Genomic DNA, 13896 nt, shown 5'->3' on the forward strand with positions numbered 1-13896 from the left:
CCGCCCCCCGCCCCCCTCGCTATAGGCCGCCCTTCGCCGCTGCGATCCGGAGACGTGGGTGAGTGGCTGAAACCAACGGTTTGCTAAACCGTCGTACTGATAATTCGGTACCGAGGGTTCGAATCCCTCCGTCTCCGCCACCTTCCATTGAAATTGCTAGTCTTTTTCTGGGGGTTGGTATTTTGCCAACGGCCCGACCCGGGAGGCGAGAAGCGGATATCCGGGGCGGCTGGGCTGTTAGTGCCGAACCCGCTTTACACGCGGCCCGAAACAGAACCGAATGGATCCTGCAATTCGCTCCACGCGACGCATCTGTTCGCCCGGGACACGTTCAAGGCAAATGATGCCACTGACGGGTCCGGGACATAGGTAATGCTTTCGGTCAGCGAATCCATCCAGTCAGCCGTTGCCATTTCGATGCCATCGCCTCGGCACCAAACGCCTGGTTCGGGAAATTCCATCAGCGCGCCGCCACGATCCGTGCGGGTACGGGCCAGTGAGGCGACAAAGTCTTCGAGCTGCCGATCGCGATTCTGCCAGTCAATCCAGCCGATGGCGTTGTCCTGACAATAGGCATTGTTGTTCCCGGCCTGACTGCGGCCGAACTCATCGCCGGCAGTGAGCATGATAGTACCGGTCGAGGCGAACAGCGTTGCCAGCAGGGCGCGCTGGTCTGCGTGTCGGCGGGCGGTGATCGCGGGGTCGCTGCTTGGACCTTCGGTGCCGCAATTCCATGACCGGTTGTCACCGTGCCCATCGCGGTTGTGCTCGCCGTTGGCATTGTTGTGCCGCTCGGTATAGGCAACGGTATCGGCCAGGGTGAAACCGTCATGCGCGGCGAGGAAATTGACGCTGCGGCAGTCCTTGCCGAAAATGTCCGATGATCCGGCGATCCGCGTGGCCAGCGCGCCGATGCCGCCGTCACCACGCCAGAACCGACGCACATCGTCGCGGAAGCAATCGTTCCATTCGAGCCAGTTCTGCGGGAATCTGCCCAGCTGATAGCCGCCGGGTCCGATATCCCACGGCTCGGCGATCAACACCCGGTCGGCCAGCAGGGGATCGGCAGCAATCTCGGCAAAGATCGGTGCTTGCTCGCTAAAGCTGGGGCCGCGCGCCATGATCGTCGCGAGGTCGAAGCGGAACCCGTCGACACCACAATGGCGCACGAAGTGGCGCAGGCTGTCCAGAACCAGCGCGCGCACTGGCGGCTGAGCGAAATCGAGCGTGTTGCCGCAGCCTGTATCGTTGATCAGCGTGCCATCCGGCGCATGGGCATAGGCAGAGTTGTCCAGCCCGCGCTGCGATAGTACGCCGCCTTGAATGTCGCTCTCACCCGTGTGGTTGAACACGAGGTCGAGGATCACGCCGATCCCCGCTTTGTGTAAAGCCGACACCATCTCGCGCAATTCCGCCACGCCGCCGGGGCACACGCCCAGATCGAGCGCCATCAGGGCAACCGGATTATAGCCCCAGGCGTTCGTCAGGCCGAGCGGTGGTAAGTGGCGCTCGTCAATCCAGGCGACGATGGGCATGAGCTCAACTGCGCCGACACCGATCTTCTTGAGGTGCGCGATCACCGCCGGGTGCGCCAGCGCCGCCACGGTGCCGCGCAGCGCCTCGGGAACGTCCGGATGCTGCATCGAGAAGCCCCGGACATTGACCTCATAGATCAGATCGCCGCGCTTAAAACGGGGTTTGCGGCGGCGAACTGTCGGCAGCCGATCCTGCACGATGGCGCGAGGGACAATTGCTGCCGTGTCCTCACCGAACGCGGCAAGGCTGGGATGCTGGACAAAGCGTCTGTCGAGTTCGACTGCATAGGGATCGACCAGCAGCTTCGCCGGATCGAACCACAGGCCACGATCGGGCGCCCATTCGCCCTCGGCCCGGTAGCCATAATGCGCGCCGGGCAATTCCTCGGCAAGTTCGGCCAGCCAGTCGTCGCCTTCATGGCACATGGCGATGCGCCTTTCAGTGTCGCCATCGAACAGGCACAGCCACAGCGCGCTCGCCTGCGGAGAGCGGACGGCAAAGCGGGTCCGACCCCGGCCGATGATGGCTCCGTAGCGAGGGCTCACGTTACCACGTCTGGCGCGGTTCGTCCTGTATGGCGGACTATCCCTGCGATGGATTCCGCTGCTGAGACAAGCGCCGACAAGGCATTGTCGGTCTCGCGGTCAAGCGCGCCGCCGGCTGGTTCGTACGCCTCGAGATAGACCCGCAGCGTTGCGCCTTCGGTGCCTGTGCCGGACAAACGGAATACCACGCGGCTGCCGTCTTCGAACAGGACGCGAAGGCCTTGATTGGCGCTGGTCGATCCATCGACGGGGTCGGTATAGGTAAAGCTGTCCGCCGCCTCGACAACCAAAGGTCCGAACTCTCGCCCCGGCAGCGCCGGAAGGGCTACCGTGAGTTCGGCGATCACGGCATTGGCTGCCGCGCTTTCGACCGCCTCGTAATCATGCCGGGCATAATAATTTCGCCCGAACCGCGCCCAGTGCTGGCGCACGATGGCATCGACGCTTTCCCCGCGCAGGGCGAGGATGTTCAGCCAGAGCAGCACGGCCCAAAGTCCGTCCTTCTCGCGCACGTGGTCCGATCCGGTTCCGGCGCTTTCCTCGCCGCAGATTGTCGCCTTGCCGGCATCGAGCAGCGTGCCGAAGAACTTCCAGCCCGTTGGCGTTTCAAAGCAGGGCACGCCAAGAGCCTCGGCCACGCGGTCTGCCGCTGCGCTGGTCGGCATGGAGCGGGCAATGCCCTTGATGCCGCCCGCATAGCCGGGGGCAAGGTGGGCATTGGCCGCAAGGATCGCGAGAGAGTCAGATGGCGTGACGAACCGGCCCCGGCCAATGATCAGGTTGCGGTCGCCGTCGCCATCCGAAGCCGCGCCGAAATCGGGCGCATCGGGTCCCATCATCAGCGCGTGAAGTTCGTGGGCATGGACCAGATTGGGATCGGGGTGATGCCCGCCGAAATCCTCCAACGGCCGCCCATTCCGCACAGTTCCGGCTGCGAAGCCGAGCCGCTTTTCGAGTATCTCGACAGCATAGGGGCCTGTCACCGCGCTCATCGCATCAAAGGCCATGGTCAGGCCCGCATCGACCGCGCGGCGGATCGCGGCGAAATCAAACAGGCTTTCCATCAGCGCGGCATAGTCCGCCACCGGGTCCATCACTTCGACCACCATGCCGCCAACCTGCGATGCGCCGATGGCATCGAGGTTGATATCGGCGCTGTCCTCTGCCAGCCAGCGGTCGATGACTTGCGTGCGCGCGTAGATCGCTTCGGTCACGGCTTCGGGTGCCGGACCGCCGTTGGCGATGTTGTACTTGATGCCGAAGTCGCCATCCGGCCCGCCGGGATTGTGGCTGGCCGAAAGGATCAGCCCGCCGCTTGCGCCGTACTTGCGGATCACGTGGCTGGCCGCCGGGGTCGAGAGGATGCCGCCCTGCCCCACGAGCACGCGGCCATAGCCGTTGGCCGCAGCGATGCGGATCGCCTGCTGGATCACCGCGCGGTTGTGGAACCGCCCGTCACCGCCGATTACCAGCGTGCTGCCTGCCGCCACGCCGATGGCATCGAAGACTGACTGGATGAAGGTTTCGGCATAACCCGGCTGCTGGAAAACCTGCACCTTCTTGCGCAGGCCCGACGTGCCGGGTTTTTGACCGGGGAACGGCTGCGCGGGGTGAGTGATCACAGTCATGCCTTGCCCACCAGTTCGCGGTACAGCTGGGCGTAAGCCGCGCCGCTGTTGGTCCATGAGAAATCGGCTTTCATGCCGTTGCGCTGCAGGGTTTTCCATTCGCCCGGCTGGTAATAGAGCGCATTGGCACGGGTGATCGCCGCGGCGAGTGCATGATAATTGACGCCGTTGAACTGGAAGCCGGTCGCCACCCCAGCCGCACGTGCCGCAAGGTTGGCGTCGATCACCGTATCGGCCAGTCCGCCGGTGCGCGCCACGACCGGCACGCAGCCATAAGCGAGGGCGTAAAGCTGGGTCAGCCCGCAAGGCTCGAAGCGGCTGGGTACGAGGATCGCATCGCCGCCCGCCTGCATCCGGTGCGACAGCGCCTCGTCATAGCCGATCCGCACCGCAATCTTGCCTGGATGGCGCGCGGCCCCTTCCTGCAGGCCCGCGACAAGCGCCGCGTCCCCGCTGCCCAGTAGCGCCAGCCGTCCGCCGATCCCGGCAAGGTGGTCCAGTACCTCAACCAGAACGTCCATGCCCTTTTGCCAGGTAAGCCGGCTGACGACGATGAACAGCGGACCATCCCCCGGTTCCAGCCCGAATTCGGCCTCAAGCGCGCGCTTGTTCGCCGTGCGGCGGGCCAGGGTCCGCTCGGTGAAAGGGCTGGCGATATGGGGATCGCTCGCGGGGTTCCAATCGGCGCTGTCTATGCCGTTGACGATGCCTCGCACCCGGTCGCCCCGGCTGGCCACCAGTCCCTCCAGCCCCATGCCGAACTCGGGGTTGCGGATTTCGTCGGCATAGGTCGGGCTGACCGTGGTGATCACGCTGGCGGCTTCCATGCCGGCCTTCAGCATGCCCACGCCGCCGTGGTATTCCACTCCGGTCATCGACCATGCCGATCGCGGCAGGCCCAGTTCGCGGAAGGTTTCCTTCGGGTAATATCCCTGAAAGGCCATGTTGTGGATGGTCATGACCGATGGCACCGGCTTGCTGCGCTTGACCGGCGCAAAGCGCAGGTAGGCCAGCGCCATGGCCGCCTGCCAGTCATGCGCATGGACCAGATCGAAGCGCCGACCTTTGACCAGCCCCCCGGCAAGGTCCGCTGCCGCCCGGCCCAGCGCCGCAAAGCGCCGCCAGTTGTCCGCCCAGTCGCGCGCCTGCGGATCGGTGTAGAGCCCGCCCTGCCGGTCAAAGAACCCCGGAGCATCGAGCACGATCAGCGGCTGCGCGCCGAGCTTTCCCGCAATCAGCCGGGCAGGCTGGCCAAGCAGGCTGTCATAGGTATGCAGCACCTTTGCCCGCTTGATCCCGGCCATGACCGCCGGATAGCCCGGCAACAGCGTGGTCATTTCAACGCCGTGCGGAGCCAATGCACCCGGCAAGGCTCCGGCCACGTCAGCAAGCCCGCCGGTCTTGACCAGCGGCACGGCCTCCGAGGCAACCGAGAGAACGGCCAATCCCATGGTCAGGCCTTGAGCCTTTCGATCATGTCGCGGGTAATCAGGCAGACGCCGTTCTCGCTGCGGCGGAAGCGCTTGGCATCGACCTCGGGATCCTCGCCAACGACCATACCTTCGGGAATGCGCACCCCTGAATCGACGATAACGCGAGTCAGCCGCGCGCCGCGACCGATGTTGCAATAGGGCAGGATCACGCCCTCGTTGACGCTGGAAAAGCTGCCCATCTTGACTCCGGTGAACAGCAGGCTGCGCGTGGCAACCGCGCCCGAGACGATGCAATCCTGGCTGATCAGCGAGGAGATGGCATGGCCGCGCCGGCCGTCCTGATCATGGACGAACTTGGCCGGGGCGGCGATGATCTGGTCGGTCCAGATCGGCCAGTCGCGGTCATACATGTTCAGCTTGGGAACGGTATCGGTGAGGTCGAGGTTGGCCTCGAAATAGGCGTCAAGCGTGCCCACATCACGCCAGTATTCCTCGATCTGCTCGGCCGCGCGGATGCAGCTGTCGGTAAAGCGGTGCGCCACTGCCTTGCCGTGCTTGACGATGTAGGGGATGATGTCGCCGCCGAAATCGCGCTTCGATCCGGGGGTGGCGGCATCGCGCCGAAGCTGTTCGAACAGGAACTCGGTCTCGAACACGTAGATCCCCATCGATGCCAGCGCGTGATCGGGATCGCCGGGAATGCCCGGAGGATCGGCGGGCTTTTCAACGAATTCGGTGATGGTCGCGTTCTTGTCGACCGCCATGACGCCGAACCCGGTGGCCTCCATGCGCGGCACGACGAGGCAACCGACGGTAACGTCAGCGCCCGAATTGACGTGCTGCTGCAGCATCAATTCGTAGTCCATCTTGTAGATGTGATCGCCGGCCAGGATGACCATGTACTTGGGCGCATTGGACTGGATGATGTCGATGTTCTGATAAACCGCATCGGCCGTACCTTCGTACCACATCTGCTCGGAAATGCGCTGCGAAGCGGGAAGGATGTCGAAGCTTTCGTTGCGTTCCGGGCGCATGAAATTCCACGCGCGGTTCATGTGCCGGATCAGCGAGTGCGCCTTGTACTGCGTGGCGACACCAATGCGGCGGATGCCCGAATTGATCGCGTTCGACAGGGCAAAATCGACAATCCGCGACATGCCGCCGAAATAGACCGCCGGCTTGGCCCGGCGGTCAGTCAGTTCGAGCAGCCGGCTGCCGCGGCCGCCTGCCAGAACATAGGCCATCGCATCGCGCGCCAGCGGTGCCTGAATCCTCTTCGCCATGGCATCCTTCCCCTTTTTTGTCTTCAACCCTGATATTCGAACATGACGGTCGCCAGCGGTGGCAGGACGACATGGGCCGCGCCGTGCTCCGCAAAAACCGCGCCCTGGTTGCCCTGGCCGCTGCCGCCGTAATCCTGCGCGTCGCTGTTGAACACTTCGCGCCAAGTGCCGTCATGCGGCAGCGGCAGGCGGTAGTGTCCATGCAGTATCGGGGTCATATTGCTGACCACCGCGATCGGCAGCGCGCCGGGCGCCTTGCGCAGCCAGGCAAAGACCGAGGCGCTGGCATCATCAACCACCAGCCATTCGAAACCTTCCGCCTCGCAATCGCGCGCGTGAAGCGCGGGCTTTTCGCGGTGAAGCCGGTTTAGGTCCCGCACCAGCCGCTGAACGCCAGCATGGGCGGGGGAATCGAGCAGTTCCCAATCGAGCGCGCGCTCTTCGCTCCATTCGCGCCGCTGGGCGAATTCCTGCCCCATGAACAGCAGCTTCTTGCCCGGATAGCCCCACATCAGGCCATAATAGGCGCGCAGGTTGGCGAACTTCTGCCAATCGTCGCCGCTCATCTTGCCGAGCAGCGAACCCTTGCCGTGAACCACCTCGTCGTGGCTCAACGGCAGGACGAAATTCTCGCTGAAGGCGTAGACCAGCCCGAAGGTGATCTCGGCATGGTGGTGCTTACGGTGGACCGAGTCACGCGCCATGTATTGCAGCGTGTCGTGCATGAAGCCCATGTTCCACTTGAAGCCGAAACCAAGACCATCCTCATGCACCGGCTTGGAAACTCCCGGCCACGAGGTTGATTCCTCGGCAATGGTCACGATCCCGGCGTGGCTGCCATAGACCGCCTTGTTCATCGCGCGAAGAAACTCGACCGCTTCCCAGTTCTCCCGCCCGCCCTGCTCGTTGGGGATCCATTCGTCGGCTTTCCGGCTGTAATCGCGGTAGAGCATCGAGGCGACCGCATCGACCCGCAGGCCATCGACATGATAATGCTCGGCCCAGAACAACGCGTTGTTGACGAGGAAACTGCGCACCTCGCGTCGCCCGAAATTGTAGATCGCGGTGTTCCAGTCCGGATGGAAGCCAAGGCGCGGGTCTTCGTGTTCATAGAGCGCGGTGCCATCGAAATGGGCGAGGCCGTGTTCGTCGACGGGAAAGTGTGCCGGCACCCAGTCAATCAGCACCGAAATCCCGGCGCGGTGCGCGCCATCGATGAAGCGGGCGAAGCCGTCAGGGCCGCCGAAACGGGCCGAGGGCGCGTAGAGCCCGGTGGTCTGATAGCCCCAGCTGGGATCATAGGGATGCTCGGAGACCGGCAGGAATTCGATATGGGTAAAGCCCATGTCGACCACGTAGGGAACCAGCTTTTCGGCCATCGCATCCCAAGACTGGAACCAGCCGTTCTCGTCGCGCTGCCATGATCCGGGGTGGACTTCATAGATCGACATCGGCTCGCGCCGGGCATCGGCGGCGGCCCAGTGAGCCCGGTGCGCGGCATCGCCCCAATCGGTCTTTACCGGGCGCGCGGTGAGCGAGGCGGTCTTCGGGCGGAGTTCGGCAGCAAAGGCGTAAGGATCGGCCTTCAGCGGCTGGACCGCACCGTCCGGCCCGACAATGCGGAACTTGTAGGCGCGGCCTTCGCCGATGTCGGGAACGAAGATTTCCCACACGCCGATGTCCAGCCGCTTGCGCATCAGGTGCCGGCGGTGGTCCCAATCGTTGAAATCGCCGACCACGCTGACGAAGCGGGCATTGGGTGCCCAGACGGCAAAGTGGACGCCGCTCGCGCCCTGATGATTGATCAGATGCGCGCCCAGCTTGTCAAACAGGCGCAGGTGCGTTCCCTCGGCAATCAGGAAGTCGTCGGTCGGCCCCAGCACCGGGCCGAAGCTGTAGGGATCGGTCAGCCACCATTCGTGGCCGCCGCCCTGACAGCGGTACTTTACCGGCTGCGGCTTGCCCTTGACCTTGCCTTCGAACAAGCCGCGCGGGTCAACGCAGACCAGCTTTCCGAGTTTCTTGCCGGCGAAGCTGTATGCCTCAGCCGCCTCGGCCCCCGGCAGAACCGCGCGTGCGAAGGAACCTTCCGGCCCATCATGCACACCCAGCAGCGCGAAGGGATCGGCGTGCGTCCCTTCCAGCAGTGCAGCAATAGCCTCTCCAGGCGGCCTCATAGGGCTCTAAACTTTCCAGATATCCTTCGCATATTCCGCGATGGTGCGGTCGGACGAAAACCAGCCGACATTGGCGATATTGTGCATGGCGCTCTTGCGCCAGCCTTTCTGGTCGTTCCAGCGCCGATCGACTTCACGCTGCGCGGCGGCATAGCTGTCAAAATCGGCGGCCAGCAGGAACCAGTCACTGTCATAGAGGCCGTCCATCAGCCCCTTGTAGCGGTTCTTGTCATCGGGCGAGAACACGCCCGACGAGATTGCCTCGACCGCCTGATGCAGTTCGTAAGATCCCTCGATCACTTCACGGGGATTATAGCCGTTGGCGCGCTTTTCGGCGACTTCATCGGCGGTCAGGCCAAAGATGATGATATTCTCGTCACCGACGCGGTCCTTGATCTCGACATTTGCGCCGTCGAGCGTGCCGATGGTGAGCGCGCCGTTGAGCGCGAACTTCATGTTGCCGGTGCCCGAGGCTTCCATGCCGGCGGTGGAGATCTGTTCGGACAAGTCAGCCGCCGGGATGATCCGTTCGGCCAGACTGACGTTGTAATTGGGCACGAAGACCACCTTGAGCAACCCGCCGACCGAAGGATCGGAATTGACCCTGCGGGCGATGTCGTTGGCCAGTTTGATGATCAGCTTGGCGTTGTGATAGCTCGACGCTGCCTTGCCGCCGAAGATCTTGACGCGCGGCACCCAGTCGCGCTCCGGATGGCTGCGGATCTGGTCGTAGAGCGCGACCGTTTCGACCAGATTGAGCAACTGCCGCTTGTATTCGTGGATGCGCTTCACCTGCACGTCGAACAGGGCATCGGGGTTGAGCCGCACGCCGGTCAGGTCTTTGAGGTGCGCGGCGAGCGCCACCTTGTTACTGCGCTTGACCTCGGCAATCCGCTCGCCCAGCGCGGCGTCGCCGGCAAGGGCATTGAGCGCGCTGAGTTGCTCCGCATCGTCAAGGAAGGCATCGCCGATGGCATCGCGCAAGGTTGATGTCAGCGCCGGGTTGCACTGCTGCAACCAGCGGCGCGGGGTGACGCCGTTGGTCTTGTTGTTGATCTTGCCGGGATAGAGCTTGTGCAATGACGAAAACACCGTGGTCTTCATCAGATCGGTGTGCAGCGCAGCGACGCCGTTGACGCTGTGCGCCCCGGCGAAGGCAAGGTTGGCCATGCGGACGCGGCGGTCCCCGCCTTCGTCGATCAGCGAAATCGCCGCGATCTCGCCATCGTCCATTCCGATCTTGCGCGCTTCGCGCAGCACACGCGAATTGATCGCATAGATGATCTGCATATGGCGCGGCAGCAGCCGTTCAAACAGTGGCAGCGGCCAGGACTCCAGCGCCTCGGGCAGCAGGGTGTGGTTGGTATAGCCCACCGTGCGCCGCGTGACATCGAGCGCCTCGTCGAATTCCAGCGCATAGTGATCGACCAGCAGCCGCACGATTTCCGCCACGGCGACGGCCGGGTGGGTATCGTTGAGCTGGATCGCCGCCTTGTCTGGCAGGGTCCGCACATCGCCGTGATACTGCACGTGGCGGCGGACGATGTCCTGAATCGAGGCAGAGGTGAAGAAGTACTCCTGCCGCAGCCGCAGTTCCTGACCCGCCGCGCTCGAATCCGCAGGATAGAGCACGCGCACCAAGCTATCGGCGCGCATCTGCTCGGCCAGCGCGCCAATATGATCGCCCGCGTTGAAGGCATCGAGCTTGATCGGATCGAGCGCGCTCGCCGTCCATAGCCGCAGCGTGTTCACCCGCTTGCCGCGCCAACCGACCACGGGCGTATCAACCGCAGTTGCCTCCACCGCTTCAGCCGGATGCCATTCCACGCCGTCGCCCTTGGCGATCACTTCCCCGCCATAGCCGATCCGGTAGCTGCTTTCGCGGCGTTCGAATTCCCACGGATTGCCGTGCGCCAGCCAGGTTTCGGGCAGTTCGACCTGCCAGCCATCGTCGATCCGCTGGCGGAACATGCCGTTCACATAGCGGATGCCATAGCCGTAGGCCGGGATATCAAGGCTGGCGAGGCTTTCCATGAAGCAAGCCGCCAACCGGCCGAGACCGCCATTGCCGAGTGCCGCATCGGGTTCGAGGTCCTCAATCGCCGAAAGTTCGAGGCCGTAGGTGCGCAGCGCCTGCTCCATCTCGCGGCCAAGCCCAAGGTTCGAGATCGCATCGCGCAGCAGGCGGCCGATCAGGAATTCCAGGCTCAAGTAATAGACGCGCTTGCCGCCGGCATCGTAAGTACGCCGGGTCGATTCCATCCATTTGTCGATGATCTCGTCGCGCAGGGAGAGCACCGCGGCGGTAAACCAGTCGTGCGTCTTGGCGGCACGCTCATCCTTGCCGACGCGGTGGCGCAGGACATCGAGGATCTTGGCTTCGAGTTGCTCGATCTTGGCATTGGTTCTGGATGGCACGAAACACGAACTCCCTGTGCTCAAAGGCACCGCGCGTCCGGAGTTCGCCGACCCGGTTCGCGAGCTGTTCCGATTCAGCCATCCACCCCAGATGACTGTGTATGCCTGCTGATCGCGGCGGGGCAACACCTGAATTGCTTATCCGGCTGGTCACGACACGTTTTTGGCAATTTTCATGGTTGCCATGGCCGCATCTGCCGCCGAAGCTGGCAGGCAATGGGCCAGACTGCATCCGACGATATTCACAGACTGGCCGAAGCGGCAGGGCTGCAATGCGCGTGGCGCGATGTCGAAGGCCGCGATCAGATCGTCGCCGGCGACGCTCTGGCACGCATCCTCGAGCATTTGGGATACGAAACCGGCACCCAGCGCAAGCGCGCGGCAAGCCTGAAGCGCGCATTGGAGGCCGGGACAGGCCTGCCCCCTTTGGTGGTTACGGAGGTAGGCACCGAAACGCCCCTGCCCACCCGCACCAGTTCAGCAGAGCTGACCGACGAGCAGGGTGTCACGCAGAGGCTCACCATCACAGATGGTGCGCTCGCGCCGGTGGCATTGCCGGGCTATTATGATCTGGTCCTTTCGGACGGCACCTGCCGTTTGGCCGTTGCCCCTGCCGCCTGCCCCCTCCCCGCAGCGACGGGCAAACGCCTGTGGGGCACCTCGCTTCAGATCCCGTCCCTGCGTGGCACGCACGAAACCGCATTCGGCGGGCTAGGCGAGCTTTCGGAAGCCGTCCTGTCGCTGGCACAAGTCAGCTGTCAGGCCGTGGCGATCAATCCGGTCCATGCCCTCTTTCCGGGGGTGGGCGACGATTTCAGTCCCTATTCGCCGTCCAGCAGGACCTTCCTCAATACCGCGATTGCCGATCCGGCGCTGCTTGGCCTTGGCCCCCTCAAGGCTAGCCATGGTGCAGCGCTGGTCGACTGGCCCAGCGCAATGCCAGACCACCTTGCCGCCTTGCGCGAGAGCTTCGCGGGGTTGAGCCCAGAGCAGCGGGCTCGCATAGCCGCAGCCGATGGACGTGACGATCCCGGCCTTTCACGTCATGCCCTGCACGAAGCGCTTTTCTGCCATTTCCGCGCCCAAGGCGCGCGCGACTGGCGCGATTGGCCTGCGCGGTTTCGCAGCCCGGACAGTGCGGCTTCACAGCGTTTTGCCGAGCAGCACGCGGATGAAATCGCGTTTCATTTGTATGGCCAGTGGCTCGCGCGCGAAGGATTGAGCGCGGTTCAGGACGGCGCAAGGGCGGCGGGCATGTCGATCGGCCTCATTGCCGACCTTGCCGTTGGTGTGCGGCCATATGGCAGCGATTGCTGGGCGATGCCCGGCGCGATGCTGTCCGGCCTGACCATCGGCGCGCCGCCTGATCCGCTTGGCCCGCTGGGGCAGAACTGGTCAATCACCGGCTTTTCGCCCGAAGGTCTGCGCAGTTCCGGTTATGCCCCATGGATCGCCATGCTGCGATCGGCTCTGCGATCGGCAGGAGGCCTGCGGATTGACCATGCCTTTGGTCTCGCGCGGCTTTGGGTAATCCCGGAAGGCGGCGAATGCGCTGATGGCGCCTACCTGACCTACCCGTTCCTTGATCTTGCCAGGCTGGTGACACTCGAAGCCCACCGCGCCGAGGCCATGATCATTGCCGAGGACCTTGGCACTGCCCCGCCGGGTTTCACCTCGGCAGTCACCCATCGCAACATGCTGGGCATGCGGGTGCTGTGGTTCGAACGGGCGGAAGATCACGGCTTTATCGGCGCGCATGACTACCCGGCAAATTGCGTGGCCATGACCGGCACGCACGATACGCCCACGGTGGCCGGATGGTGGAGCGGCCGCGACCTTGCCTGGGCTGAGGAACTGGGCCGCCTGCCCGAAGGCGTCGATCGCCAGAAGGCAGAGGAGATCCGCGATTGGGACCGGGGCCTGTTGTGGTCGACAATCGGGTCAGAGGATCGTCCGGCGGCTGACAATCCCGATCCGGCGGTCCATGCCGCGCTGGCCCAAATCGGCAAAAGCCCTGCCGTGATCGCCATTGCCCCGATCGAGGACCTGCTGGCGCAGACCGAACAACCGAACTTGCCGGGCACCACGAGTGGCCACCCGAACTGGCGAATCAGACAGGACGCGCCGCTGGGTGATCGCTTGCGTGAACCCGGAACATTATCCCGGATTGCGGCAATTTCCTGCGCCGAAAGTAATCTCCGAGGCTAGACGCGCGGAGCGACTGCCGGGGTGCCCTTTAGCGAAGGCTTGGAAGCATTGGGCTTGGGCGGCGCTTCCTTCTTGGCCTTGCGGGTTTCCTTGGTTTTCTTTTGTTGACCTTTGGCCATGGGAAATTCCTCTCAGTCAGGCGCGGAAGAAGGGGAAGCGCTTGACGATGCCCGTGATCAGGTGATCGGACAGCAGGCCGCGCATGGTTTCAGCGCCGGTCCCGGTCATGCAGACAAGGTGCGTTCCGCCCGATGGCAGCGGCTCGATCGCGCTGATCGTCACGCCGCCTTCGGTGCAACGCTTGCGCACGGTGGCTTCGGGCAGCTTGAGGTTCATCGCCCGGCTCATGTCTGGGCGCAGCCGGTTGCCTTGGCGGCAGGCCAGCCGGCCGAGGCTTCTGCACCCAGCGCTATCTGATAGTTGCGGATGCGGCTGGCGAACGAGCCTGCGGCGGCAAGATGCTGCGTGCGGGCGAGGCGACTGGGCGCGGCAGCGGCGCGCATCGTCGACACCTGATGTTGATGATATAGGTGATTGAGATCCATGTCGCGGCTCCACCGTGTAAGCGGGAGCGCAATGGTCTCTCAGTCAAGGGTGCCTACGTAAAGTTCGCCCTTGATCCTTGTCATGTAGCTTATGGTGCCTGAAAACACAAGGAGAACGATCCA

At 63.8% G+C, this 13896-nt stretch carries 10 protein-coding genes and 1 tRNA gene; 2 read left to right on the forward strand and 9 right to left on the reverse strand.

Translation table 11 applies throughout. The annotated features are described in order from the left end of the window. The first annotated feature begins 48 nt into the window (after positions 1-48). Positions 49-140 (forward strand) — tRNA-Ser (locus RMO89_RS02365). Between the two features lie 114 nt (positions 141-254). On the opposite strand, the gene glgX is transcribed toward RMO89_RS02365, so the two are convergent. Genes glgX through RMO89_RS02395 form a run of 6 tightly spaced genes read right to left on the reverse strand, consistent with a single transcriptional unit; the run spans position 255 to position 11020 of the window. Beyond that, positions 255-2081 carry a glycogen debranching protein GlgX gene (glgX, locus tag RMO89_RS02370; protein ID WP_310530995.1) on the reverse strand — a complete coding sequence of 609 codons (1827 nt, stop codon included), beginning with the start codon at positions 2079-2081 and terminating at the stop codon, positions 255-257. Beyond that, the gene (locus RMO89_RS02375; RefSeq protein WP_310530996.1) at positions 2078-3709 is read right to left on the reverse strand and encodes an alpha-D-glucose phosphate-specific phosphoglucomutase; all 1632 of its coding nucleotides are present in this window, start codon (positions 3707-3709) and stop codon (positions 2078-2080) included. The genes glgX and RMO89_RS02375 overlap by 4 nt, the downstream gene beginning before the upstream one ends. After that, positions 3706-5160 (reverse strand): glycogen synthase GlgA, encoded by a 1455-nt coding sequence (gene glgA / locus RMO89_RS02380; RefSeq protein ID WP_310530997.1) that lies wholly within the window; start codon positions 5158-5160, stop codon positions 3706-3708. Before glgA ends, RMO89_RS02375 begins: the two co-directional genes overlap by 4 nt. Positions 5161-5162: 2 nt before the next feature. Next, entirely contained in the window at positions 5163-6425 is a 1263-nt protein-coding gene (gene glgC / locus RMO89_RS02385; protein WP_310530998.1) for a glucose-1-phosphate adenylyltransferase, read from the reverse strand. A gap of 23 nt (positions 6426-6448) precedes the next feature. Next, positions 6449-8602, reverse strand: coding sequence for a 1,4-alpha-glucan branching protein GlgB (gene glgB, locus RMO89_RS02390; RefSeq protein ID WP_310530999.1), 2154 nt, complete (start codon positions 8600-8602; stop codon positions 6449-6451). 6 nt (positions 8603-8608) lie between these two features. Further along, positions 8609-11020: a glycogen/starch/alpha-glucan phosphorylase gene (locus tag RMO89_RS02395; RefSeq protein WP_310531001.1), complete on the reverse strand. Its 2412-nt coding sequence runs from the start codon at positions 11018-11020 to the stop codon at positions 8609-8611. Positions 11021-11236: 216 nt separating this feature from the next. Here RMO89_RS02395 and malQ point away from each other — a divergent pair, with 216 nt between their 5' ends. After that, a complete protein-coding gene (gene malQ / locus RMO89_RS02400) occupies positions 11237-13228 on the forward strand; it encodes a 4-alpha-glucanotransferase (protein ID WP_310531002.1) in 1992 nt (663 codons plus the stop codon). On the opposite strand, the gene RMO89_RS02405 is transcribed toward malQ, so the two are convergent. Genes RMO89_RS02405 through RMO89_RS02415 form a run of 3 tightly spaced genes read right to left on the reverse strand, consistent with a single transcriptional unit; the run spans position 13225 to position 13773 of the window. Then, positions 13225-13347 carry a hypothetical protein gene (locus RMO89_RS02405; RefSeq protein ID WP_310531003.1) on the reverse strand — a complete coding sequence of 41 codons (123 nt, stop codon included), beginning with the start codon at positions 13345-13347 and terminating at the stop codon, positions 13225-13227. The two genes, malQ and RMO89_RS02405, sit on opposite strands and share 4 nt — an antisense overlap. 16 nt (positions 13348-13363) lie before the next feature. Continuing rightward, positions 13364-13576, reverse strand: coding sequence for a hypothetical protein (locus tag RMO89_RS02410; RefSeq protein ID WP_310531004.1), 213 nt, complete (start codon positions 13574-13576; stop codon positions 13364-13366). Further along, a complete protein-coding gene (locus RMO89_RS02415) occupies positions 13573-13773 on the reverse strand; it encodes a hypothetical protein (protein ID WP_310531005.1) in 201 nt (66 codons plus the stop codon). The genes RMO89_RS02410 and RMO89_RS02415 overlap by 4 nt, the downstream gene beginning before the upstream one ends. Positions 13774-13896 lie beyond the last annotated feature (123 nt).

Origin of the sequence: Novosphingobium sp. (genome assembly GCF_031424035.1) — a bacterium.
GTDB lineage: Bacteria > Pseudomonadota > Alphaproteobacteria > Sphingomonadales > Sphingomonadaceae > Novosphingobium.